Below are 24,215 nucleotides of genomic sequence, written 5' to 3' on the forward strand. Positions count from 1 at the left end.
CATTTAAAATGGGAGAATTCTTGCGCAAAAAAAGTTAAAGCAAGCATCCTCTTAATGATATAATACACTCGGGTGATGACGTGATACCAGTGGCCGTGGTGGAAAATTACAAAGATTCTCTTATGAAAATGGGAATTTTGGTTATAGACTTGTTTGATAAGTCTATATATGCACTTATCAACAGGGATTCCGAAATGGCAAAAAAAGTCATATCAGACGATAAATTAGCAGATGAAATGAGAGACAAAATAGTTGAGGATGGAATTTTGATCATCGGAGAATATGCACCGATAGGAAAGCCTCTTGTTCAAATAACGAATGGAATATGGATTGCAAATGTGCTCGAAATGATAGGAGATAATTCCAAGAAAATTTCTTATCATACAATCGAATTGACAAAAGAACCGATGCTTAAGCCGCTTGTGGATCTTCCAAAAATGGCATCCATAGCGGAAGGAATGCTGAGAAAAAGTATGACATTCTATAATTCCAATTTCAACGAAAGGATCATGGATGAATTGGTAGAAAATGAAGTTGAAGTTGATGATCTTTCTGAGAGAATTGAAGATGAACTTAAACTTTACATGATGGAATCATCAAAAAACGTGTCGAGGGCTTTAAGGCTTATCATGATTTCTAAATCCATAGAAGAGGTTACTGATTTTTGTCTTAAGATATCTTCTCTTCAAGCAGGCGGGGGTGCTTTTTGAAAACTCTTTACAAATACGTGGCCAAAGAATTTGTCTTTCCTTTTTTTGCGGGACTTGTTGTCTTTATAATTTTTGTCAGTATCGAGGTGTTGTACCAACTTTCTGACATCATCGTGCAAAATCACGTAAGCATATGGAATCTTTTTGTGTTGCTTTATTACTACATACCGCAATTTATAGGTATGGGTGTACCTGTGGGAGTTCTACTCGCTATATTCTGGGTACTTTCCAACTTTTCTACAAGAAGAGAAATGATGGCGTTTCAGGTGCACGGCATAAATTTAAAACGCATTGTCATTCCTTTTTTGATGATAGCCGTTGTGTTGAGTGGATTAACTTATCTCGTTACAAATTACGTAGTCCCGTCTTTTACGGAGCAGGCTTCAAACTACCTTGAAAAATCCGTTTACCGTACGAATTTCCCAAACATACAGACTAACACTTTTTTCAGGGCAGGTAACAATTACTTTTACGTGAGTAATTTCAACCCTAAGACCGAACAATTTGGATCTGTCATGATAACCACTCTCTCCGGAAACGAATTAACCGTAACTTACGCTCAGAGTGCGTATTTCAAAGATGAAAAATGGTATCTGCAAAATGGCAGAATTTACACGCTGAAAAATGACATTTTAACTTTTGATATGTCTTTTGATACCATGAAGTTGGACATAAATCAGGATATAGCGCAATTTTTGAGATCTCAAAAGAGTGCACAGGAGATGAGTTCGTCTGAACTCATGGACAGAATAAAACTTTTTCAAAGGCTTGGTCTCGATGCCAAACCTTTCATCGTTGAACTTTATTCAAGGTATGCCAACTCTCTTGGCGCTCTTATAATAGCCTTTTTTGGGGTACCGTTTTCTCTCTTTTTCGGAATAAAAAGCAAGGCGTGGAGTGCGATAATAACTTTTATACTTGTCGTGCTTTATCAAGGATCTGGAGCATGGTTAAGTGCAATGGGGAAGAGCGGGATGATAGATCCGGTGCTGTCCGCGTGGCTGCCGGACATAATTTTTGCGATCGTAGGACTTATATTTTTTCTTTTGCTCGATAGCAAGATCATCTTTAAACTCAAAGAAATTCTTGTCAGAATTTTGCCCTTTGCGATTGTCATACTTGTCTTTGGAATTTTTTCAGGACATGCATTTGGTGCCGAAACGCTTAAAATAAATGCTGGAGAACTTCGGATAATTTCAGCGACTGAGGTTGAATATGCAGGCGGTGTTCAGTTAAGTTCCAATCAATATACGATCTCCGCTTCAAGCGTGGATATCTTTTTTAACAACCAAAGATATGCCGTTAAGGCCATTTTTTCAGGTAACGTCATTTACGTTCAGAACAAAAACACGATATACGCTTCGCAAATGACGGTATTTCTCAACGAACACATGTCTTTGCTTACTGATTTGAGAGGAAGCGTCAGCATAAAAAATGCTGCAGGAACGCCCCAGAATGTCTATTTTTTTGGGGCAAATTCAGTTTACGATACTCAAAGTGGCACCACGACCATTTATAACGGTTACATAACAACCTGTACCGCAAGTCCTCCGCATTACGAATTTGCAGCATCAAAAATATACCTTGTACCGGGTGATCACCTGATAGCCGACAACATAGTTATGTACCTGTTCGGTATACCTATCTTTTATTTTCCCCAGTATTATTATTCTCTAACCGGAGGAAAACAGCCGATGCAATTTTCGATAAATTACGCTGGATCTCAGGGATGGTACACCGCTGCTCAGTTTAATTTTCAGCCGTCTCAAAATTTCAGCGGAGACGTTTATGCCAACAACTACACGAATGGGCCTTCAACATACGGCATCGATCTTGCCGGTACAGCCCTTAACGTCCCTTACACTTTTTCTTACTCAAACTCTCAGACTGCGGGTCTTATAACATCGCAAATAGTTCAATTTGGAGTTTCTGGGACACTTTTCAACCTTTACAGCACTGCCTTTAATTATCAGGATCAGATAACGGGCAACACTTCAAGCCAAAATTCAAACATTTCTATCTCTGGAAACGTGCTTGGTGGAAGCATGGCGGCGAAACTAACTCAAACTGTTGCGGGTACAAATCAAAGTTATACGTTGCCTTATCAAATTCAAAATCTTAACACTAAAATAGGTCCGGTTAACGTCACGGGTACTTTGAGCGGAAACAGCAGTTTTGCAATTCCCGGAAATGCCTTTTCGACCTCTCATTCGTTATCGGGAAATTTTTCCTGGCCTGTTAAATTTTTAACGTTGAATTCTATAACCGGATCATACTCCGATGCTTTCGGTGCCGGCACAAACCAGCCTATGTCTTACTCGACCTTTATAGATGCAACTTACGCGTTTAACGCGCTTAATTACAATTTTTACGGACTTGGACTCAACTTTTCATATGGAGCGATGACCGGTTTTGCACTTTCAAGTGCTAACGCTCAACCTTCCGATAGAATAGCATTGCTTACAAATACGAAATTATCTTATAATCTTTTTGGACTGGGGTTATCCGCACTTTACAATTACACGGAAGTCACCGGACAAAATCTTTCCACTTTCAGTACCAACAGTTTTCAAAACAACGTGGCATTTACAGCAAATTACACCTTTCCTTTAATTCCGTTAAGTGCTCAAGGACAGGTAACTTATGATTTCAACAATCCAACTTCTCCGTTGTCAAATGTAACTCTTACAACAGCATCAAATTTCAACCTTTTCGGAGTGAAGAATGCGTTAAACACAAGTTCGATAATATCACCTGCTTTGAAGCCCGTCAACACGCAGGTAACTTTGAATTCTCAGTACGGAGGAGTTTCTTATCAAGGTCAAACGCTTTACACCTACGGTACAAATTACACATCGACTTCACCTTTAACCCTTGCGAATCAGATCACGACAAATATTGGAAATCTTGGTTTCATAACCAATCTTCAACTTTCTTCACAATTTTCAATGAACATTTTTCCAAATCCATCTTTTGTATGGCCGGTACCTATAACCCTTTCCGCGAATATCCCAGCCTTGAATCTTGGAATATCTGCTCAGGGAAATATATCAAATTGGCAGGTTCAATCGATGACTTTGAATTTCACGACAGGTTCACAATGCCTTGGCCTTAAAGGGACAATTGCCTTTAACACGCAAAATGGTTTTAATTTCTCTCAATTCACTTTGACCGTTTTCATAGTTCAATTCCCTGAAAAGTCGATTTCTTACGATCCGGTAACCGGCAATTTCAACTTTTCTCTGTTTTAAAGAGGTGATAAAATGGAAAGTTTGAAGTTGATCCCGCAAAGCAGAGAGGCCGAAGAGGCCGTAATAGGTGCTCTTTTCATAAATCCAGAATCGGCGGATATCGTTTTTGAGATACTCAGGCATGATGATTTTTATTTCACACCTACAAAATTGATATTTCAGGCAATGGAGATTCTTTTTCAAGATGACAAACCAATAGACGTACTTTCTGTAACGGATATTCTAAATTCCAAGAAACAACTCGATCTTGTCGGCGGTGAGGTAAGTATCGTTCATTTTGCCGATTCAGTCCCGGTCCTTGGAAATGTGGAATATTATTCAAGAATGGTCAAAGAAAAATCTTTACTCAGGCAACTTATCGGGCTCTCGGGAAAAATAATAGACGCTTCTTACGATCAGAAAGATCCACAAGATATACTTAACGAAGCGGAAAACATGATATTCAAGATAGCCGAAGAAGAAAGTTCAAGAACCTATATGTCCCTAAAAGAAGTTATGGATACGACATTTGAAAGGATCGAAAAACTTAAAATTGACAGAGAGTCTCCTGAAAGTGGTTTACTTGTTTCAGGACTTCCGACAGGTTTGAGATCTTTAGATGCCTTAACTGCGGGATTTCATAAATCAGATCTTGTTATAATAGCGGCAAGACCTTCTCTCGGTAAAACGGCGCTGGCACTTACGATGGCAAAGTCTATGGCTTTTGAATATAAAGAAAGGGTCGCGATATTCAGCCTTGAAATGAGCGCAGACCAACTTGCGCAAAGATTGCTTTGCGCAGATGGCTTTGTCGATCTTCAAAGTTTAAGGGCTGGATATATTTCCGCAGAAGAATGGAGAAGATTGACTAACTCCGCAAGCAGATTGAAAAATCTCCCAATAGTTATAGATGACGATCCACTTGTGGATGTCATGAAGATAAGAACAAAAGCAAGAAAGATAAAAAAAGAGTATGGCCTTGATGTGCTTTTTGTCGATTACCTGCAATTGATGCATTCAAGAGACAAAAGAGACAACAGGCAACAGGAAATTTCAGATATATCCCGTGCCCTTAAATTGCTTGCAAGAGAACTCGATATCTGCGTCGTCGCACTTTCACAACTTTCAAGGGCTATCGAACAAAGGCCAACGGGTGAAAGAAGACCGCGATTAAGCGACCTTAGAGAATCAGGAGCCATAGAGCAAGATGCGGACGTTGTACTTTTCATACACAGAGAAGATTATTACAAATCCAAAAAAGACGAAGAAGAAAAAGAAGATCCGAATCTTCCAAGAGAAGCAGAAATAATAATAGGAAAACAAAGAAACGGACCTATCGGCAGTGTTAAAATAGGCTTTTTACCCCGATACGCCTTGTTCAGCGAAAAAGATATCAACCATTGACGGAGGTGTCATGTGCCACTCATAACTTTTGAAGGAGTAGATGGATGCGGGAAATCAACCCAGATTTTAATGCTTAAAGATTATTTCGACAAAAAAAATTTGAAATGTTCCGTTTTCAGAGAGCCTGGCGGAACGGTAATCGGAGAAAAGATAAGAGAGATTTTACTTGACAGCCAAAATTCGAAAATGGATCCAAAAACTGAATTTTTACTTTTCGCCGCTTCAAGAGCCCAACTTGTTTATGAAAAGATAAAGCCGGCACTCGAATCCGGAGAATTCGTCATTCTTGACAGATATATAGATTCTTCGGTTGCCTACCAAGGTTTTGGAAGAGGTCTCGGAAAGAAAGTGGTGATCTTCATAAATGAATTTGCAACCCAACTTGTTTATCCAGATGTGACTTTTTACCTTGAAATCGATGAAAAAACATTTGAAATGAGAAGGAAGGAAAAAAGGGATAGAATAGAATTGGAAAACATTGATTTTATAAAAATGGTTATGCAGGGATATTCCGAAATATCGAGTTCAAAAAGGTTTGTCAAGATAGATGCGAGATCGGATCAAAATCAAATTTTTCGGGCTATAATTAAAGAAATAGAAAGACGTTTTAATCTGTGATGGTGATTTGTTTAAGTGAAGTGCTATAATTTGTAAAACTCCACAAAAGGGAGGTGCCCTATTTTATGGCTAAAGTAGGGGGAATTACGGTAGTTGATATAGGTTCCTATAACATAAAGGCGGCATTCGGTGAAAGGGCAGCGGATGGATTTAAAATCCTGAGTTATTCTACTGTTAAATCGAATGGCTTTTATGGAGGTCAAATAATAGATGCGGTTGGCCTTAAAGCGAGTATAGGCGAAGCGCTTGGCGAACTTCAAACTCAGTTGATGAAGAAATCTTTAATCGGTCATCTCGCCGTCACCGCTTCTGAAAATCTCTTTTCACTTGAACTATCCAAAGTGAACAAGGATTTTTCAAGGCCGGAAGTCATATCGAATGCTCAAATTCAAGAAATAAGAGGCGAGGCTGTAAAAAGTCAGGATACGGTCGATGTGATACCCGTACGTTATACCCTTGATGGGGAAAGGAAGGTTATAAATCCAATTTCAATGACCACATCGAAGATATCGGCAGATGTGGTAAGGGTAAAAATGGATCAATTACCAAAAAACGAGTTGATGAATCTTTTCCAGGGTTATCCTTTCGACTCCATCAACATCATGCATCCAGGCCTGGTCGCATCCGAAGGTGTCTTGACCGAAAATGAAAAAAACAGAGGAATAATCTGCCTCGATTTCGGGTATTCCACCTTTAAGTTGACGGCTTACATGGATGGAATGCCAATAGGATACAAGTTTATGCCGCTTGGAGTCGAGAAGATCGTCAAAGATATAGCGACTATCTTCAAAGTTTCGTATCCGGAAGCAGAAAGGTTGCTCTTTTATCATTCGAATCTTGATTATGAAAAGATCAACGAAAATGAAATGGTGGAAATAGTTGATTTCAGCAAAGCCAAAAAGAATGTCAAAAAAAGGTCTATATCAATGGCTGCGTATGCAAGGGCAAAGGAGATGCTGAGCCTTTCAAGACGGAGTTTCAACGAAATAATGAACGCAAACCCATCTTTTAATCCTATTGGTATCGTCATAACAGGTGGAGGGGCTTCAATACCCGGCATATCATCGGTTGCAGGCACAATCTTCAACATGGTTGCAAGGAATGGAACTTACGTTTCTTCTAACAACGTTATAGTCACAGGCGCTGAAGATATAATGGGAGTACCTGTTTACGGGCCATTGTTCGGTGCTTACATTTACGCTTACAAATATGGAAAATTAGAGGCTACCAAAATCAACACTTTCACGACTTCGTCGCCGGCATCGCAAGAGCCCAAAACCGTTGAAAGGACATCCGGAGAGGGAAAAGAGTCTAACGATTCGTTGAAAAAATTATGGGATTTTCTCAAGAAATTGGTATGATCTCTTCTGAAGGAGGTATATAGATGCCTTTTGAGATCGCTGAAGATGCAAGTAAACAAAGAAAGATAAAAAGGGTACCTGTAATAAAAGTAATGGGAATTGGAGGAGCAGGCAATAACGCCATAACCAGGATGATAGAATCCGGGATAAAGGACGTTACTTTTGTGGCTGCCAACACAGATCTTCAAGTACTCGAGGCAAGTCAGGCCGATGTGATAATTCAACTTGGCGCCGAAACGACAAGAGGACTCGGGGCCGGAGGATATCCGGAGATAGGCGAAAGGGCTGCTGAAGAAAGTAAACCTGAAATCCAAGAGATATTGGATGGAACCGATCTCTTGTTTCTAACCTGCGGTATGGGAGGCGGTACCGGTACAGGTGCAACACCTGTTATAGCAAAGATAGCCAAAGAAATGCAGATTTTGACTGTTTCAATAGTCACGACTCCATTTTATTTTGAAGGAAACAACAGATGGAGAATAGCGACTGAGGGTCTAAAAAAACTTCATTCCAATGTTGACACTCTCATAAGAATATCAAACAACAAATTGCTCGAAGAACTTCCACCTGACACAACTATACCAGATGCTTTCTTAAAAGCAGACGAAACGCTTCATCAAGGTGTAAAAGGTATATCCGAACTCATAACGAAAAGAGGATATATAAACCTTGATTTTGCGGATGTTGAAGCCGTCATGAGAGATGCCGGACCTGCGATGCTTGGAATAGGCATAGGTAAAGGAGAAAACAGAGCAGAAGATGCCGCAAAAATGGCTATGGATTCCAAATTGCTTGAACAACCTGTTAAGAATGCCTCTTCCATAATTTTAAACGTTTCGGCTCCGAAAAATGTTACGATGAAAGAAATGCATGCGGCTGCCTCTGTTATAAGGCAAGGATGCAGTGAAGAAGCAGATGTGAAGTTTGGCCTGATAATCGATGAAAACGTTCCTGAAGATGAAATGCGCGTTACCCTTATAGCAACTGGTTTTGAAGAGGCAGACAAACTGCTCTTTGCAGATAGCGATATCCCCGCCATATACAGATCCGGTCTTGATGAGTTTTTAAGATAGAGAGTGGATGGTTATTTTGGCAACGCCTTACAAAAAAATAGGCGAGATACTTGTTTCTATGGGATATATAACCCAGCAATCTTTAGATAATGCTCTTGAAATATCTAAAACGAAACAAAAATTGCTGGGTGAAATTTTAGTTGAAGAACATTTAGTCACGTGGAGCGATATAGCAGATGCGCTTGCGGCTCAATATAATTTGCCGAGAATTCAAGAGTTACCTTCGAATATACCGGCAGATGTTATAAACGTAATACCTAAAAATCTCATTGATTCTTACAGAATAGTTCCTTACAAAAAAGAAAGTAACAATCTCTGGATTGCCACAGATAGCGTGAATAATTACACGCAGGTGGCAAGAGAAATAAGATTTTTAACAGGCTTAAATCCTAAGATTGCGGTCATCTCAAAAGATGTCTATGAAACGGTTTATCAGTATGTTTTTGGATCTCAAATTGACACATCTCAAATAGCGCCCATCTTGGAAGTTACAAAAGAAGAAGAGCCAAAAGAAGAAGTCGTTGAATCTGAAGAGGCACCAGCGGTAAAACTTGCGAAGACCCTCGTTGAAAACGGGATTCTTCAAAACGCAAGCGATATACACATAGAGCCATCCCAACAAAGTGTCATCGTTAGATACAGGGTGGACGGCGTTTTAAGAAAAGTTACAACCTTTCCGAAGAGCATGAATGCATCTGTGGTCTCAAGAATAAAAATAATGTCAAGTCTTGATATCTCTGAAAAACGTGTGCCGCAAGACGGAAAATTTTTCATAAAATACGAAAACGAGCAATACGATTTTCGAGTTTCTACCATGCCCACCATATATGGCGAAAAAGTGGTTTTAAGAATACTTAAAGTTTCATCATCCGAGCAAAAGATATCAAGTCTCGGATTTAGCGAGTACAACCTTAAAAGGTTTGAAGAACTCATAAATTATCCTTATGGAATAATTTTACTCACAGGGCCTACCGGAAGCGGAAAATCAACCACACTCGTCGCCGCTATAAACGAGATAAAAGATGTGACAAAAAACATCGTTACCATAGAAGATCCTGTTGAATACAACATAGATGGCGTTAACCAATGTCAGGTTAACGTGGAGGCGGGGCTGACGTACGCAAGATTTCTCAGATCGGTCTTAAGACAGGATCCGGATATAATAATGATAGGAGAAATTCGAGACAAAGAAACCGCTCAACTCGCAGTGGAAGCCTCAATGACAGGTCACCTTGTTTTAAGCACCTTACATACCAACGATGCCCCATCTGCCATTTCAAGGCTTATAAACCTTGGCATAGATCCCCACATGCTTGGAGTTGCCCTGATAGGTGTCGTTGGTCAAAGGCTCGTCAGAAAACTTTGTAACGATTGTAAAAAAGAGATCAAGATAAACGAAGATGTTTCTAAAGTTGCTGCTACCTTTTATCCACACATGGATCCCATTATGTATGAAGGCGTTGGATGTAGAAATTGCAGCGAAGGGTATAAAGGTAGAACCGCAATAAACGAAGTTATGATAATAAATTCGAAAATCAGAGAGGCAATCTATGCCGGAGCGTCTGATCTTGAATTGCGTGAATTTGCAAAACTTGAAGGTATGAGAACGATGTTTGAAGATGGCGTTGAAAAAATACTCAAGGGCATAACTTCTTACGAAGAAGTGAGCCGTGTGGTGAGGAGCGCATGAATGAAGAGACTGAAAAGGAGAGAAAAGTCAAAAAGCCTTTAGCAAGCAAAGTAGGTCTTATTCTTGGAATAAATTTCGCCGGAGTTGTGGCGATATTTTTGTTTTACATCCAGTTCAACGGAAATCCGACAATTAGAGTGAATCCGGTTACCACAGTCGGAGATTTTCGAGTTTACATTTCATCTTCAAAAGATCTTTATCTTGCCGGTGAACCATTTGATTTTAAAGTATATCTTACCAATTTATCTTCCAATTACAAAAATTTTGAAATATACGCTTTTGATCTGAAGATAACGGGTAGTTCTACCGATGTTTATCTTTTTAAAACTTCTAACGTTATAAGATCGACGATCGATCCCAAAAGTACGATCTTAATCTACAGTGTAAAAGGCGGAACCAATTTTACAACCGGAAATTACACTGGAAAAGTGTTGATGAATTTGAATGGGAAGACTGTTTTGATTGGAAAAAATTTCAAATACACTTCGAATATCTCCCCGTTTTTTACCTTTGCAAATGATTTTATAGTGGAAGGGCAAAAAGAAAACGTGTCGGTGTATCTTCGTAACATTTCTACAGATACAATAAACGTGAAGATTCAAAAGATCATCTTTTCCATCTCGAATCAAAGACAGATTCTGAGTACGAACGATCTCACTCTCAATTCAACCTTAACGATTCCACCTGACAGTAAATCGTTTGTTTGCAATTATCAAACAAAGACTATTCAAAATCCAGGGGATTACATTTTTGCAGCGAAAATAATAGGAAATCAGGATATGGTTGCAACTTCTGTGATTTCCGTCATAAACAAAGATGGTATAAGTGGCATTTCCGGCTTAAAGATCACATCTGATCTGCCATCAGACGTCAAATCAAAAGTGCCGGTTTCTTTTTCTGTTTTTCTCGTTAACGACGATGCTTTACAAAAAAAATATGTCATACTTGACTCGTTAACGGTTATAATAAAGAAAGATGACGTTGAATTTTACAGATTTTCAAGTGCCGTTCCTCATAATTTTCGCATAAATGCCGGAGAGAAAAAGATCATTTTTGATTCAAAAGCATTGCAGGAACTGACTTTTTCTGAAATTGGCACCTACGATTTTGAGGTAATGGTAAAGATAGGGAATAATTCCATAAGTTACAATAAAAAATTTCAATCTTCGTGAGGAGGAAGAAAAATGTACAGAGTATTGGTATGGGGAATTGGTGCCATGGGAAGTGGCATCGTGAAAGATATTCTAAAGAAGAAAACGCTTGAACTTGTCGGTGTTGTAGAAACGGGAAGAAAGGAACTGGGAGGAAAAAGTCTCGGAGATTATCTTGAAGTTAAAAGCGACATCAAAATATCTTCCGATGCCGAGAAGGCAATTTTATCGCTTGATCCCGATCTCGTGGTCATAGCAACAACCTCTTTTGTGCCTGCTGTCTTCCCGATGATAAAAGCATCTGTCGAAAATTCGGCAAATGTCATAACTTTAGCGGAAGAGATGGCATATCCGTGGGTCGATTATCCAGAACTTTCTCACAGAATGGATTCAATGGCAAAAAAACATAACGTGTCTATTCTCGGAACAGGAATAAATCCAGGCTTTGTGCTTGACACGCTTATACTTTCTTTAACAGGTACTTGCCTTGACGTCAAAAAAATAAAAGCCCAGCGCATAAATGACCTTTCTCCATTTGGTGCGGAGGTCATGAGAACTCAGGGAGTCGGAACAACCGTAAAAGAATTTGAAGATGGCATAAGATCGGGAAAGATAGTCGGACATGTCGGATTCAGACAATCGATTTCCATGATAGCGGATGCACTTGGCTGGAAATTAGACAAAATTGAGGAGGAAAGAGAACCCATCATTTCAAAAACTCACAGAGAAACACCTTACGCCAAAGTTGAACCCGGTCAGGTTGCGGGATGCAAACATGTGGGGCGTGGCATTGTCAAGGGAGAGGTAAAGATAGAACTCATTCATCCGCAACAAATTCATCCGGAAGCGGAAAACGTTAAAACCGGCGATTTCATCCAGATAGAAGGAGATCCTAACATTTCGCTGGAGATAAAGCCAGAAATTCCCGGCGGAAAAGGTACGATGGCCATGGCCGTTAACATGATTCCCAAAGTTATAGAAGCAAGACCCGGACTTTTAACGATGAAAGACATGCAACTGCCATTTGGAATCGTAGATGATTGAAATGGCCAAAAAAGGAGATTGGGTCAAAATACATAACGTCGTACTCGAGTCATCCAATAGAGTTTCAAATCTTCCAGAAGATACCAAGAAAGTCCCACTTGAAGCGTGGATAAACGGATTTCTAAATGAAGACGGCGAAATAGGAGAAATGGTTGAAATAACGACTTTAAGCGGAAGGACAGTTTCCGGAACACTTGTCGAAGTAAACCCAAGATATATCCATGATTTCGGAAATCCTGTACCAGAACTGTTGAAAATAGGGCCAAACCTCAAAAAGCAACTTGAAGAAGGAAGCGTTTAAAATGTACGAAGACGTGATAAAAAGGAAAAATGAGATAATTCAGAAAGCCGTTGGCATAGATTATTCCAAATTTGAAATAGAGGGCATTGCTTTCGATTACGATCGTATGATGAAAGAAGTTTCTTACAGTTTGGATGAAATAAGAAAAATTCAATCTGAAACTCAGGTTGGCAACACGCCACTTGTAGAACTTAAAAACCTTACAAAACTCGTCAGGAAGATTTCAAAACTCGGAAAAGGCGCAAGGATATTTTTGAAAGATGAATCTGCGAATCCTTCCGGAAGTTTTAAAGACAGAAGGGCGTCGGTTTCCATCTATCACGCAAAAAATCACGGCTACAAGGGAGTTATAGCCGCAACTTCTGGAAATTACGGCGCTGCGGTGGCCTCTCAGGCTGCCAAATATGGTTTGCGTGCGATAATCGTACAGGAAACTTTTGACAGTAATCATGTTGGACAACCGGAAATACTTGAGAAAGGACGTGCCTGTGAAGCATATGGCGCTGAAGTTGTTCAGTTAACGGTGGGCCCTGAACTTTTCTACTACACTTTGAAATTGCTCGATGAAACGGGATATTTCGATGCATCCCTTTATACCCCCTTTGGAATCGCCGGAATAGAAACTCTCGGATATGAAATAGCAACTCAGGTTAAATCAAGATATGGAAGATTCCCGGATGCGGTGCTTGTAACCCATGCGGGTGGCGGAAATGTAACGGGTACTGCGAGAGGTTTAAAGAAGGCCGGTGCAAAAACCAAAGTTATAGGATCAAGTGTCGATCTAAGAGGACTTCATATGGCAAGTGATCACGATTTTAACAGAAAATCATTCACCACAGGCCACACGGGCTTCGGAATACCATTTTCGGCTTATCCTGACAGGGTAGATGTGCCAAGAAATGCCGCTCGATCTTTGAGGTATTTGGACAGATACGTACTTGTAACGCAAGGAGAGGTTTTTTTCACAACGGAAGCACTTGCACAGGTTGAGGGCATGATGAGAGGGCCGGCCGGTAACACATCTTTGACAGCGGCTTTGAGCATCGCAAAAGAAATGGATGAAGATCAGATAATAGTCGTGCAGGAAACAGAATATACAGGTGCAGGTAAATTACCCAGCGCCCAACTCACATTCGCAAAAAAAATGGGAGTCATCGTTAAAAACGGGAATTCGATAAAAGAAGACGTGCCCGGTAAAGTAATAGCCATACCTGAAAGCATCGAACAAATTGGAATCATAGAATACCCGCTTGAAAATCTCAAAAAGTCTTACGTTAAAGAATCAATAAAAGCGTACGGTAGAAGTAAATTTTCCGATGTCGAGAAAAAATTCATGGCGGAAGATACGAATTCTAATTCTCAAGAAATAGATAAAATGTTGGAAGAGGTGTTGAAAGATGGCAAGGCCTGATGATTTTGAGGAGCGAAGCAAACATCTTAAAAATCTAACAGATGAAGAGTTAGACAAAAGATTTTGGGAACTTACCGAGAAAATCGTGGATCCACTTATAGATCTTGCAAAGACACACACATCTCCATCGATAGAAAGGTCTGTGCTTTTGAGGATGGGTTTTGACAGCATAACCGCAAAAAACATAGTTGACAAGATCTTTGAACAAAAATTGCTTGGCAAAGGCGCCGGTAATGTCGTTTACAAATTCGCCCAGGCAAGACAAATTGACTATTTGGTTGCGGGCGAAATGCTTGTCAAAGAAGATCATTGGGACGAAGTGAGAGAATTGTTCGGAGATGGTAGAAATGCTTGATCCAAATAAAAAGATAGACATTGAGGAGATCCTTAAAAATCTCGAAAATTACAGGCCGCGCAGGCGCGGGTGGACGTGGAGAAAGCCTTGGAAGGGTAAGATGGACGGCTATGAATATATGCAAGCAAGTGAACCTTTAAAAAATTCGATTTCATTACCAGCGGCACACTATTTTGATAACATAGATCCTCAACCCGATCTTGTCATAACGAGTGAAATAGCATCCGGAAGATTTGAAGACGATATCAGAAGGATGAGAATGGCTGCGTGGCATGGAGCCGATCACATAATGGTTATAAGAACTTTGGGTCAATCACATATAGACGGACTTATGGAAGGCACTCCCGAAGGAATTGGCGGTATACCCATAACGAGAAAACAATTGAGGGCAACAAGAAAAGCGCTTGACCTGATAGAGGATGAAGTTGGAAGACCTGTTAACTTTCATTCTTACGTAAGTGGAGTTGCCGGTCCTGAGATAGCCGTGCTTTTTGCCGAAGAAGGGGTAAACGGTGCGCATCAGGATCCGCAATACAACGTTTTGTACAGGGGAATAAATCCAGTCAGGTCTTTCGTGGATGCAGCGGTGGCAAAAAAGGTAATGTCGTGGGCCGGTATGCTTCAAATAGACGGTGCCCACAACGCGAATGCTTCTGCAAGAGTTTCGTGGAAAATAATGCCGGAATTACTTGTTCAACATGGCATAAATTGCCTTTATTCCGTTAAATCTGGCATGAAAAAGGAAAACATAGCCTTATCGACTGTACCGCCTACAGCAGCGCCAACACCTGCGATGCGGATAAATTTACCTTACGCCGTTGCGGTAAGAGAACTCTTCAAAGGATACAGATTTCGTGCACAGATGAACACAAAATACATAGAATCGGATCTCTTCGATGCAACACGCATGCACATGATAGATGCCTTCGTCACAAGGCTTACAGGTGCACATCTTCAATCAACCATAACGCCGGATGAAGGCAGAAATGTGCCATGGCACATAAATTCGATTCGAGGCATCGAAACCGCGAAACATGCACTTGTCGCGTTAGACGGTCTTACAGAGTATGTCAAAATAGACAAAAAAAAGATAAACGATAAGGTAAGAGAATTAAAGATGCGTGCGATTCTTATGCTCGAAGAGATAATAGAGGTTGGAGGATATTTTGAAGCCGTCGAGCAAGGTTTTTTTGTGGATAACGGTTATTATCCGGAAAGAATCGGAGATGGCATAAAAAGAAAAAAAGATGGAGAAATAGCCGGAAACACTGTTGTTCCGCGTGACAAAGATTACATGGCACCCGTGTGTGAGCATTTCGGCTACAACAACCTGCCTAAAGGAATAAAGAAGCCATGCGATTTGATAGGAGGCTGCACGCTTTGTAAGCCGGAAAAGATAAAATACATAGATGAACTGGATGAAACAGACAACGTTTCTTTAAGACTCAAAGCAGATGAAGAATTAAATGACAAAGGTCTTATAAAGCCTGAAGTTGAATGGTCGAATGACGGGACCATCCAACTGGATATGACCTTCGCGGCAAATGAAGAGATCGCAGAAGTGGCAGCGATGGAAACGGCAAAGCGTTTAGGCTTAACGGACATAAACGTCATTCACAAAACAGTACTTCACCCGTCTGAAGGTACTTACGTTGAGATAAAAGGTAAGATTCCATTTGAAATAGACACAAAAAATCTCAAGATGCCCGAAAAAATAGATGTACTCCCAGATGATGAGATAACAAAATTTTTCAAAGATCATGAGATAAGTGTCGTTGCCGGAACGGTTGGAAATGATGAACATTCGGTCGGTATGAGGGAAATATTGGACATAAAGCACGGAGGCATAGAAAAATACGGCATAAAATATGTCTACCTCGGAACGAGCGTACCGGTGGAAAAATTGCTTGACGCCGCAATAGAGACGAATTCTGTGGCAGTCCTTGCATCCATGATAATAACCCACAACGACGTTCACATTCACAACATGCGTAAATTAAGCGATCTCGCGATAGAAAAAGGTGTAAGAGACAAACTCATACTCATAGCGGGAGGCACTCAAATAACAAACGATCTTGCAAAATCTGCCGGAATGGATGCCGGTTTTGGAAGAGGTACGCATGGTGCGGATGTTGCAAGTTTTCTTGTAAAAGCACTTACAAAAAAATTGAGGTGATAAAAGTGAAAATACTTTTCAAAAATGCGAATGTCATACCTATAACCTCTGAGCCTTTTAAAGGAGATGTACTCATCGAAAACGGAAAGATCAAGTCCACAGGAAAAACAGAAAAAAGAGGAAATGACGTTGAAGTTATTGACTTAGATGGTAAATATCTGTTACCTGGATTCATAGACGCACATTCTCACATAGGCCTATGGGAAGAAGGAGTCAACGAGCCTGTCTCATCCGATGGCAACGAATGGACAGATCCTGTAACGGCAGATGTAAAAGCAATCGACGGATTCAATCCAGAAGATACCGCCATAGAAAGAGCACTTTCCGGAGGAATAACAACTGTCATGATAGTGCCGGGAAGTGCAAATCCGGTTGGAGGTCAGGGCGCTATAATAAAATTCAAATCTAAAATTGTGGATGAGATGATAATAAGAGAACCTGCCGGATTGAAAATGGCCTTTGGAGAGAATCCAAAAAGAGTCTACGGGGATCAAAAAAAGACTCCATCAACAAGATTAGGTGTAGCAGCCATCATAAGAACTTATTTCACAAGAGTGCAAGATTACATGAAGAAAAAAGAAAACGCTCAAAAAGAAGGCAAAACTTTCGTTGAGAGAGACTTAAAATTAGAAGCGGGCGAACGCGTTTTAAGAGGTCAGATGCCTGCAAGAATCCATGCTCACCGTTACGATGATATACTTACAGCCTCAAGAATAGCAGAAGAATTTGGATTCAAATTCGTTATAGAACACGGCACCGAAGGTTACAAGATCGTCGATACCCTTAAAGCGAAAAAGATTTCTGTTGTGGTTGGACCGCTTTTGACTTTCAGAACGAAGCGAGAATTAAAAGACATGACTATGGAATCGATAAAGATATTGAACTCAAATGGCATATTAACGGCGTTGATGTGCGATCATCCCGTTATTCCCCTTGAATACGCCTCCGTTCAAGCAGCAGCGGCGATGAGACAGGGTGCAAAAGCGGAAGACCTTTTGAAAATGCTTACCATAAATCCAGCAACGATTCTTGGCATCGAAAACAGAGTCGGATCGATAGAAAAAGGAAAAGATGCCGATGTGGTTGTCTGGAGCGGACATCCATTTGACATGAAATCAAGGGTTGAAAAGGTGTACATAGAAGGTAAAAAGGTTTTTGAATAAGAAGAGGCATAGATGATACTCGAATTACACGCGAAAAATTTTGCCCTTTTTGAGGATATAGACATAGAATTCTCAGATAAGATGAATGTTATAACCGGGGAAAGTGGTTCTGGGAAATCACTTTTCCTTTCTATTTTAAAATCCCTGCTTGGAGAAAAAAATGAATTTTTGACAGAAAAAAGTGAAGTAGAATCACGTTTCTTGATAAACGGAGAAGAATTCGTGATAAATCTAAAAATAAGTCCATCAAGGATGAGCGCAAGGTTGAACGGTGAGATGATAACACTTGCAGATTTGAAAAATCATGTCGGCGGCTGGATGGATATACACAATCAAGGTATCTCTCAAATTCTAAAAGATCCAAAAAATCATACAAATTTTGTGGACATATTTTCATCGGGCATTCAGGAACAACTCAAAAAATACAGAATACTTTACAATAGATATGTTGAAATTTCGAAGTTCATAAAAACCAACGAATCTACCAATCCTGAAACAGAAATAGAAAATATCTCTCAGGAAATTTCGAATATAGAAAAATTCTTGATCTCAGACGAGGAATATAACGTTATCAGAGATGAATATAAAAGGCAATCCGGAATTGTCGATATTCTAAAGATGATAAAAGAAACAGAATATCTCGTCTGGGGAGAAAATGGAATTGAACCTATCCTTGGATTGGTTTTAAAAGATGTAAAAGAAATGGAAAAAATAGATAAGCATCTGCCATTCTTGAAGATGATTGAAGAAATCAAGGCATCCTTGATGGATCTCAAAAAGAATTTCACCGATTATGCAAATTCTCTTGAATTTGATCAAGAAAAACTCTATGATTTGGAAGAAAAAATTAATCAAATAGAAAAATTGAAAAGAAAGTACGGTCCGAGACTTTCAGATGTAAATGAAAGATTGGAAGAATTGAAAAAAAGGTACGAACAGTTGAATGAAGTAAATATCCGATTGAAAAATGTCCGGGAAGACTTTGCCGATTTGACGGATCAGATGAAACAAATAGCGCTTGAAATAAAGCAAATGCGTGGATTAGCCGCAGAAGCACTTGTAAAACGCATAAATGAGAATCTCGAAGATCTCTCGATGCAAAATGCCCACATTTCTTTCATTCAGAAAGAGACCGATTTTACACAAAATGGCAAAGATCAAATTGAATTCACCGGATCCATGAACCTGGGAATGCCCGAAACTTCGGTATCAAAGATAGCTTCAGGCGGAGAAATTTCACGGCTTTACCTTGCGATAGAATCATCGATAAGCGGTAATTTACCAATTTCGACCCTTGTTTTTGACGAAATAGAAACAGGAATTGGGCCACGAACTTCAGACGTTGTGGCAACAAAAATGAAAGAAATATCCAAAAACACTCAGGTAATAGTCATAACTCATATGCCGCAGATAGCGGCAGTGGCCGACAGACATTTCAAAGTGCAAAAATATCAATCAAATGGCAGCACTTACTCTACCATTAACGAAATAAACGGCAAAGAAAGACACGCAGAGATAAAGGAAATGTTTGGTAAAATGCCAAATCAGTAAAAACAGCACGTGGCAGGCAGCTGACGGTGCGTGGAAATACAGACATTCTTCCGTCATCCTGAAATCGATTCAAGATCTCATTTAAATGTGATTCCGGTTCTTCGGCCAGAATGACAGATCGGCGGAAAACATGATGATGAGGAAGCCGATGCTTTGCGAGATGGGCTTTGTCAAATTCTCTTGTAAGCAGTGCATTATAGACATAAAATCTGTTTAGATCATCTCTTCGTCTGTTCGAAGAACAAAGTCTGCGTGGAGATCTGCTATGCGTATGTCTTTTATCTCTTCCGAAAGACTTTCAACTGTCTCGGAACTCACGCCTACAAATTCGGCGATTTCTTTCGGAGATATGTGAGACAGGTATTTCAATATCACATCTTTGTATGGCATAGATCACCTCTCATATCTATCGCTTGGACTTTAAATATCGCTTGATGCCGGCTTTCAGTGAAAGTATCCCAGATTGATTCCGAAGATCGGGGCGTGTCGTATTCCGTAAAATGAATAGATTCCGTTTAAAGGTATAAATGCCAGCGGCAGATATAATCCTATGTATAACCCCGACTGGCTTATGTAATCAATTCCGGTATCCAGATATGGTATTACCAAAAGCACTGTCCCGAAGTTTATGTATGCATCAAAAACATCAGGCTTGATTGGCATGAGATACCTTTTGAAATAATATCCCATCTGAAATGGATTAAAACCTTCAAAGCCGTATGTGGATATCTTTGAAAATATAGGTACAGGAAGGGGAAAGCCGTTCAACGGCATATCTATGTCTATATCTGTTGTGTATTTCCAGCATGAACCAAATGCGCTTATCGAGAGTAAAAGTACAACTGTAAAGATAGCAACTTTCGAAAGCAAATTCATCCCATCACCAATTTAACTTCCCAATTCAGTTTTTAGCTTCAATAATCCGCAAAAATGATTCCGGATCAAAAGTTATTTCTTTTTTCATTGCTTTATTGGCCAATTTTGCAAATTCCTTATCTCTCGTTACCAACAAAGTAGGTAACCTAACAGATATGCCAAGATAAACAACATCAAACGAATCCAATCCATACTTTGATTGCAGATTGAATCCCGTTATCATATCAGTTGCATCTGGAAGTATAACCTCAAAATTATTTATTTTTTGTAAATCAGTAAGAGTTTTTTCTATTTCCGAGTAATTCCATTTTTTGCGCCTTCTGAGCATAAACCTTATTTCCATAAGATTCACGATCGTTGTATAGAGATTTACTTTTCCTGCTTCAACTTTCTTGAGTATTTTATATGGACTTTCCCATAAAACTTCCCCCTCAGGTGTAACTTCTTTGCATAACCAATTGAGAAGTACGTCTGTATCTAACAATGCTTCAATATTTTCCATATCCAGTTTTCCGTAATTCTTTTAAAATCTGAGTACTTGTTTTTTCTTCTGCCCATTCGAATTTACCAAGAAGCTTATCCACGATATTTGTTTTTTTTGTTCACTTTAGCTTTATACCCAAGATTGTCCATGAAATTAATCAAATCCTTTATTTGCATATATCTCGCCTCTTCTTTTTTAATTCTAAGCATTTAAGACATTATACCAAATACCCTACCAGTTCGCTTTCGACAGATCTTTTGCAACCTCTTCATCTGTCAACTGCAAATATTTATGTGTTGTTGAAAGGCTCGCATGGCCTAACATTCTCCGGATACTCTCAATATTCGTCCCGTTCTTAAAAAACAAAGTCGCAGCCGTATGCATGAGCGTGTGAGTATAAATCGGTTTTTTATCGTTGAATATTCACTTTATCTATAGACATCCCGTCGAGGGCCTATATGCAAAATATTTATCTCTTTTTTTGGCTCATTGATTTCGTATATGATTCTGTATCCTCCGCAACGGATACGCCATCCTTCTCGTCCATGTAACTTTTTGCATCCATAAGGCCTCGCATTTTCCTGCAAGGAGAATATCTTTTCCTTTATCTTGTCATAATCAGTTTCAGAAAGCTTCGAAAGTTCTTTGAAAGCTTTCTCCAGAATGAATATCTTATACACTTCTTTTTTCTTCTATTTTCCTGGTTGCTTCATTAAATGGGATAAATTTCCCACCGGATCTTTCGAATTTCTTTGCCTCATCGTAGGCTTTTATGGATTCAAGTTCTTCGGAATTTTTCAACATCTTTTTATATTCTCTTATACTTAAGATAACACTTACAACTTTGCCTTTTTCATCCACAACTTGTTGTGGCATAAAACCACCTTCCTTGATAAACATTATCCTATCTATATTTTAACAGATATCACCAGTTTGCTTTCGAAAGATCCTTTGCAACCTCTTCGTCTGTCAGCTGCAAATATTTCTGTGTCGTCGAAAGGCTCGCATGGCCTAACATCCTTCGGATGCTTTCAATGTTCGTGCCGTTCTTAAGATACAAAGTGGCAGCCGTATGCCTAAGCGTATGAGGATGAATAGGTTTCTTTATCCCTGCCTTATGTGCGAGATCCCTGACAAGCAGTTCAACCCTTCTCCTAGATATCTCAAACAACGGATCTTCAAGCGGGATCCCGCGGATATAGCCTTTCAAAAGCTTGACAAGTGACTTATCAACGATTGGAATGCGTCTGTCCTTTTTACCCTTCGTATGCCTTATCAGAATAAAGGTTATTCCGTTATCTTCGAGCACATCTCCTACGGTCAGCCCTAAAACTTCTGCCAGCCTCAGACCAGCCCTTAACATCAACTCTATGAGCAATCTGTCACGTTTGGGATTCCTTGTCCTTGATGCCTCCTCTAACAAAGCCTTTGCCTACGGTTGTGTGAGCACAAATGGAAGTGGTTGATTAACCCTTATAGGTGCAAGATTAAGAGGCTCTTCTTTGAATTTGTAGTAGTTTATCAAAGAAGCGCGCTTTCTCATCAAAGTGGAATTGGTGCATCCTTTGCGTTTGAGATCTTCTAAATAACTTTCGGGATCAAGATTAGAATCTAAAAATTGCCGTACGTCGGACACGAATGCTTTAACGGAATTGTCGGCGAGTCCTCTTGAGACAAGATGGGACTCAAAGGAATGAACATCGTAAATTTTAGGCATGAAAGTCATCTCCTGAATATATTTTACCAGATGTACCACAAAAAAGCCCTTTTTATAAGGGCTTTTTCCAGTTTCAATCTATGTCAAGCAAACATCATAAGGGGGTAACTTTATTAATTAGACGAAATCAGTATACTTATGTTCAAAAGGCGACCTTTTATATGGGCCGATAAAAATAACGAGGCCCATACGGGCCCCTTTAATCTGTTAGGAGAAAATCATACTAAAAAATTATACCATAAATTAAGTATCCTCGCATAGAGGATCCTCTTTTGTATAAAGTCAAGTAAAAATTGATCCACTGCGCCCATTAAAAGTGATCCGCTGATTTAAATCGAATCCATTTCTTTTCTTCAAAATTTACGCCCTCATTTTGCAAGTTTTGCAACTTTCGATAGCCCAATTCTTGTGGATGATCGAATTAACGCGGTATATTTTACACCCAGTTTTTTACTCAGCTCTTTTATTTGTTTCAATTCATCTTCGTCCATTCTTATAGATACAGTTGTCTTAGGACGCTTTCTTACAAGCACTTTGACTTCTTCTAAGTCGTCAAAAACATCCTCCAATGAATGTGTATCCCAGAATATTCTTTCTTCTTCTAAATTTTTAAATTTTGGTATTTCATCTTTATAAGCCTTTTTCATCTTGCACCTCTCTTTTTGTAAAGTCTGATATCTTTGTCTGTCATATCACGTGCAGTTATTATTTTGACTTGATTTTTAACGGGTTTTGTAATGACGACAAACAATAATCTATTTGCTAAAGTCCTACAAAGCACGTACATTCTGTCTTTACCATCTCTGTTTGATACCATAAACAAAGGTTTATCGTCGAAAATGCCTTCTTCAACTTCTTCTGGCATGAAATTATGCTTTGCAATATGTTCTATTGAGCCTTTTGTCCATAAAATATATTCTATCAAGAGATATCGCCATTTCTATTGTAACACAAAAAGTAATAAAAGTCGTTAAGTGGAAAGCACTTGAATTTAACACAAAAACTTTTGTGATAAATTGATTAAAGAAAAAATCAAAATGGCTAACTACGAAACTTCTGGTTAGGTATTATTTTGATGGGACTTTCACCCATTAGAGTTAACACAATTTCTTAGCCGCACGGATCAATTTGATCTTAATAAATAGGCATATTTGTCATTTACGTTTAGTTCAACTGTGCACCATTATGTGTTATAATGAATAACAGAGGTGATCAATGTGCAAACCAAGATCATAAGCGTGAGAGAATTTAGAAGCAAGATGTCCAAGATTTTAGGAGAAAGTGAGATCATAGTCACAAAGGATGGTATTCCGATGGCAAGAGTTGTGCCTTTGAGCCCCATAGAAAAATTGGATCTTCTCACTCAAAAAACAAAGGACGCTTTCAAAAAAGCGAATGTAAAAGATGAAGAAATAGAAGAGATGTATCTGAAAGCACGAGGAAAGAAAAGTTGAAGGTCGTGCTTGATGCCAATGTATTCATATCCGCTTTCATGAAAACGGGAAGCAAGCCATACGATGCTATGAGAAAAGCTTTAAACGATTTTGAAGTCATAGTTCCTCAACAGTTCGTGAGTGATATTTACTCCTTTGCAAAACAAGCCAAGAAAAAGAAAGTGAAGATAAATCCTGATGATTTTGTGGTGACGATTGCAGAACTTGAAAAAGCTGGACTGATCGATGTTGTTGAAGTAAAAAAGATGATCAACATTTCTGATCATGATGCTGACAATCACTACATTTCAGCAGCGATAGAGAGCGATGCTAAAATTTTGATCACTGGAGACAAAGACTTAACCTGTGAGAGAGTGGTTAATGAGTGTTCAAAATTAGGTTTGAAGATCGTCACACCAGCCGAATTTCTTGAAATGTTTTAAAGTAATAGCTTATTAAAGGTGCTC

27 protein-coding genes are annotated in these 24,215 nt (G+C 39.3%); 17 read left to right on the forward strand and 10 right to left on the reverse strand.

What is annotated here, in order from left to right; all coding sequences use genetic code 11:
• The first annotated feature begins 89 nt into the window (after positions 1–89).
• From ACP5NR_RS02855 to ACP5NR_RS02925, 15 genes are all read left to right on the forward strand, one after another.
• Positions 90–710, forward strand: coding sequence for a phosphate signaling complex PhoU family protein (locus ACP5NR_RS02855; protein ID WP_428005922.1), 621 nt, complete (start codon positions 90–92; stop codon positions 708–710).
• Positions 707–3,961 (forward strand): LptF/LptG family permease, encoded by a 3,255-nt coding sequence (locus ACP5NR_RS02860; RefSeq protein ID WP_428005923.1) that lies wholly within the window; start codon positions 707–709, stop codon positions 3,959–3,961. The genes ACP5NR_RS02855 and ACP5NR_RS02860 overlap by 4 nt, the downstream gene beginning before the upstream one ends.
• 21 nt (positions 3,962–3,982) lie before the next feature.
• The gene (gene dnaB / locus ACP5NR_RS02865) at positions 3,983–5,344 is read left to right on the forward strand and encodes a replicative DNA helicase (RefSeq protein WP_428005961.1); all 1,362 of its coding nucleotides are present in this window, start codon (positions 3,983–3,985) and stop codon (positions 5,342–5,344) included.
• Positions 5,345–5,356: 12 nt separating this feature from the next.
• Positions 5,357–5,962, forward strand: coding sequence for a dTMP kinase (tmk, locus tag ACP5NR_RS02870; RefSeq protein ID WP_428005924.1), 606 nt, complete (start codon positions 5,357–5,359; stop codon positions 5,960–5,962).
• Between the two features lie 65 nt (positions 5,963–6,027).
• Positions 6,028–7,323 (forward strand): cell division FtsA domain-containing protein, encoded by a 1,296-nt coding sequence (locus ACP5NR_RS02875; RefSeq protein ID WP_428005925.1) that lies wholly within the window; start codon positions 6,028–6,030, stop codon positions 7,321–7,323.
• A 23-nt stretch (positions 7,324–7,346) separates the two neighbouring features.
• Positions 7,347–8,396, forward strand: coding sequence for a cell division protein FtsZ (gene ftsZ, locus ACP5NR_RS02880; RefSeq protein ID WP_428005926.1), 1,050 nt, complete (start codon positions 7,347–7,349; stop codon positions 8,394–8,396).
• Positions 8,397–8,403: 7 nt separating this feature from the next.
• Complete coding sequence (locus tag ACP5NR_RS02885; protein WP_428005927.1) at positions 8,404–10,086, forward strand: GspE/PulE family protein; 1,683 nt, start codon at positions 8,404–8,406, stop codon at positions 10,084–10,086.
• On the forward strand, positions 10,083–11,258 hold the full coding sequence (locus ACP5NR_RS02890) for a hypothetical protein (protein ID WP_428005928.1): 1,176 nt from the start codon (positions 10,083–10,085) through the stop codon (positions 11,256–11,258). The genes ACP5NR_RS02885 and ACP5NR_RS02890 overlap by 4 nt, the downstream gene beginning before the upstream one ends.
• Positions 11,259–11,270: 12 nt before the next feature.
• Positions 11,271–12,281, forward strand: coding sequence for a 2,4-diaminopentanoate dehydrogenase (gene ord, locus ACP5NR_RS02895; protein ID WP_428005929.1), 1,011 nt, complete (start codon positions 11,271–11,273; stop codon positions 12,279–12,281).
• Position 12,282: 1 nt separating this feature from the next.
• Positions 12,283–12,582 carry a 2-amino-4-oxopentanoate thiolase subunit OrtA gene (ortA, locus tag ACP5NR_RS02900; RefSeq protein ID WP_428005930.1) on the forward strand — a complete coding sequence of 100 codons (300 nt, stop codon included), beginning with the start codon at positions 12,283–12,285 and terminating at the stop codon, positions 12,580–12,582.
• Between the two features lies 1 nt (position 12,583).
• Positions 12,584–13,993: a 2-amino-4-oxopentanoate thiolase subunit OrtB gene (ortB, locus tag ACP5NR_RS02905; protein ID WP_428005931.1), complete on the forward strand. Its 1,410-nt coding sequence runs from the start codon at positions 12,584–12,586 to the stop codon at positions 13,991–13,993.
• Positions 13,980–14,348: an ornithine aminomutase subunit alpha gene (locus tag ACP5NR_RS02910; RefSeq protein ID WP_428005932.1), complete on the forward strand. Its 369-nt coding sequence runs from the start codon at positions 13,980–13,982 to the stop codon at positions 14,346–14,348. The genes ortB and ACP5NR_RS02910 overlap by 14 nt, the downstream gene beginning before the upstream one ends.
• On the forward strand, positions 14,341–16,524 hold the full coding sequence (gene oraE / locus ACP5NR_RS02915) for a D-ornithine 4,5-aminomutase subunit OraE (RefSeq protein ID WP_428005933.1): 2,184 nt from the start codon (positions 14,341–14,343) through the stop codon (positions 16,522–16,524). Before ACP5NR_RS02910 ends, oraE begins: the two co-directional genes overlap by 8 nt.
• Positions 16,525–16,529: 5 nt before the next feature.
• Positions 16,530–17,687, forward strand: coding sequence for an amidohydrolase (locus ACP5NR_RS02920; protein WP_428005934.1), 1,158 nt, complete (start codon positions 16,530–16,532; stop codon positions 17,685–17,687).
• Positions 17,688–17,699: 12 nt separating this feature from the next.
• Entirely contained in the window at positions 17,700–19,238 is a 1,539-nt protein-coding gene (locus tag ACP5NR_RS02925; protein ID WP_428005935.1) for a DNA repair protein RecN, read from the forward strand.
• 213 nt (positions 19,239–19,451) lie between these two features.
• Here ACP5NR_RS02925 and ACP5NR_RS02930 read toward each other — a convergent pair whose 3' ends face one another.
• The 10 genes from ACP5NR_RS02930 to ACP5NR_RS02975 all read right to left on the reverse strand — a co-directional run bounded on the left by ACP5NR_RS02930 (position 19,452) and on the right by ACP5NR_RS02975 (position 23,240).
• Positions 19,452–19,628, reverse strand: coding sequence for a hypothetical protein (locus tag ACP5NR_RS02930; protein WP_428005697.1), 177 nt, complete (start codon positions 19,626–19,628; stop codon positions 19,452–19,454).
• Positions 19,629–19,682: 54 nt separating this feature from the next.
• Positions 19,683–20,114, reverse strand: a complete 432-nt coding sequence (locus tag ACP5NR_RS02935; RefSeq protein WP_428005936.1) for a hypothetical protein — start codon at positions 20,112–20,114, stop codon at positions 19,683–19,685.
• Positions 20,115–20,139: 25 nt separating this feature from the next.
• Complete coding sequence (locus ACP5NR_RS02940) at positions 20,140–20,616, reverse strand: type II toxin-antitoxin system VapC family toxin (protein WP_428005937.1); 477 nt, start codon at positions 20,614–20,616, stop codon at positions 20,140–20,142.
• 213 nt (positions 20,617–20,829) lie between these two features.
• Complete coding sequence (locus ACP5NR_RS02945; RefSeq protein WP_428005962.1) at positions 20,830–21,021, reverse strand: tyrosine-type recombinase/integrase; 192 nt, start codon at positions 21,019–21,021, stop codon at positions 20,830–20,832.
• 5 nt (positions 21,022–21,026) lie between these two features.
• Positions 21,027–21,278: a type II toxin-antitoxin system RelE family toxin gene (locus ACP5NR_RS02950; RefSeq protein ID WP_428005938.1), complete on the reverse strand. Its 252-nt coding sequence runs from the start codon at positions 21,276–21,278 to the stop codon at positions 21,027–21,029.
• Complete coding sequence (locus tag ACP5NR_RS02955) at positions 21,271–21,474, reverse strand: hypothetical protein (RefSeq protein ID WP_428005939.1); 204 nt, start codon at positions 21,472–21,474, stop codon at positions 21,271–21,273. The genes ACP5NR_RS02950 and ACP5NR_RS02955 overlap by 8 nt, the downstream gene beginning before the upstream one ends.
• Positions 21,475–21,523: 49 nt before the next feature.
• A complete protein-coding gene (locus tag ACP5NR_RS02960) occupies positions 21,524–22,021 on the reverse strand; it encodes a tyrosine-type recombinase/integrase (RefSeq protein ID WP_428005940.1) in 498 nt (165 codons plus the stop codon).
• Between the two features lie 9 nt (positions 22,022–22,030).
• Positions 22,031–22,315, reverse strand: coding sequence for a hypothetical protein (locus ACP5NR_RS02965; protein ID WP_428005941.1), 285 nt, complete (start codon positions 22,313–22,315; stop codon positions 22,031–22,033).
• Between the two features lie 368 nt (positions 22,316–22,683).
• Complete coding sequence (locus ACP5NR_RS02970) at positions 22,684–22,962, reverse strand: CopG family antitoxin (RefSeq protein WP_428005942.1); 279 nt, start codon at positions 22,960–22,962, stop codon at positions 22,684–22,686.
• Positions 22,959–23,240, reverse strand: a complete 282-nt coding sequence (locus ACP5NR_RS02975; protein WP_428005943.1) for a BrnT family toxin — start codon at positions 23,238–23,240, stop codon at positions 22,959–22,961. Before ACP5NR_RS02975 ends, ACP5NR_RS02970 begins: the two co-directional genes overlap by 4 nt.
• 292 nt (positions 23,241–23,532) lie before the next feature.
• Between ACP5NR_RS02975 and ACP5NR_RS02980 the strand changes: the two genes are divergently transcribed.
• The gene (locus tag ACP5NR_RS02980) at positions 23,533–23,769 is read left to right on the forward strand and encodes a type II toxin-antitoxin system Phd/YefM family antitoxin (protein ID WP_428005944.1); all 237 of its coding nucleotides are present in this window, start codon (positions 23,533–23,535) and stop codon (positions 23,767–23,769) included.
• Between the two features lie 5 nt (positions 23,770–23,774).
• Positions 23,775–24,191, forward strand: a complete 417-nt coding sequence (locus ACP5NR_RS02985; protein WP_428005963.1) for a putative toxin-antitoxin system toxin component, PIN family — start codon at positions 23,775–23,777, stop codon at positions 24,189–24,191.
• Positions 24,192–24,215 lie beyond the last annotated feature (24 nt).

Origin of the sequence: Athalassotoga sp. (genome assembly GCF_049965695.1) — a bacterium.
GTDB lineage: Bacteria > Thermotogota > Thermotogae > Mesoaciditogales > Mesoaciditogaceae > Athalassotoga.

Excerpts from the sequence above, each read along its gene's own strand:
- ortA (WP_428005930.1), top strand. The coding sequence starts at position 12,283 with ATGGCCAAAAAAGGAGATTGGGTCAAAATACATAACGTCGTACTCGAG.
- ACP5NR_RS02965 (WP_428005941.1), bottom strand. The coding sequence starts at position 22,315 with ATGCCTAAAATTTACGATGTTCATTCCTTTGAGTCCCATCTTGTCTCA.
- ACP5NR_RS02875 (WP_428005925.1), top strand. The coding sequence starts at position 6,028 with ATGGCTAAAGTAGGGGGAATTACGGTAGTTGATATAGGTTCCTATAAC.
- ACP5NR_RS02935 (WP_428005936.1), bottom strand. The coding sequence starts at position 20,114 with ATGAATTTGCTTTCGAAAGTTGCTATCTTTACAGTTGTACTTTTACTC.
- ACP5NR_RS02955 (WP_428005939.1), bottom strand. The coding sequence starts at position 21,474 with ATGCCACAACAAGTTGTGGATGAAAAAGGCAAAGTTGTAAGTGTTATC.
- ACP5NR_RS02940 (WP_428005937.1), bottom strand. The coding sequence starts at position 20,616 with ATGGAAAATATTGAAGCATTGTTAGATACAGACGTACTTCTCAATTGG.
- ftsZ (WP_428005926.1), top strand. The coding sequence starts at position 7,347 with ATGCCTTTTGAGATCGCTGAAGATGCAAGTAAACAAAGAAAGATAAAA.
- ord (WP_428005929.1), top strand. The coding sequence starts at position 11,271 with ATGTACAGAGTATTGGTATGGGGAATTGGTGCCATGGGAAGTGGCATC.
- ACP5NR_RS02930 (WP_428005697.1), bottom strand. The coding sequence starts at position 19,628 with ATGCCATACAAAGATGTGATATTGAAATACCTGTCTCACATATCTCCG.
- ACP5NR_RS02970 (WP_428005942.1), bottom strand. The coding sequence starts at position 22,962 with ATGAAAAAGGCTTATAAAGATGAAATACCAAAATTTAAAAATTTAGAA.
- oraE (WP_428005933.1), top strand. The coding sequence starts at position 14,341 with ATGCTTGATCCAAATAAAAAGATAGACATTGAGGAGATCCTTAAAAAT.
- ACP5NR_RS02925 (WP_428005935.1), top strand. The coding sequence starts at position 17,700 with ATGATACTCGAATTACACGCGAAAAATTTTGCCCTTTTTGAGGATATA.
- ACP5NR_RS02885 (WP_428005927.1), top strand. The coding sequence starts at position 8,404 with ATGGTTATTTTGGCAACGCCTTACAAAAAAATAGGCGAGATACTTGTT.
- ACP5NR_RS02910 (WP_428005932.1), top strand. The coding sequence starts at position 13,980 with ATGGCAAGGCCTGATGATTTTGAGGAGCGAAGCAAACATCTTAAAAAT.
- ortB (WP_428005931.1), top strand. The coding sequence starts at position 12,584 with ATGTACGAAGACGTGATAAAAAGGAAAAATGAGATAATTCAGAAAGCC.
- ACP5NR_RS02890 (WP_428005928.1), top strand. The coding sequence starts at position 10,083 with ATGAATGAAGAGACTGAAAAGGAGAGAAAAGTCAAAAAGCCTTTAGCA.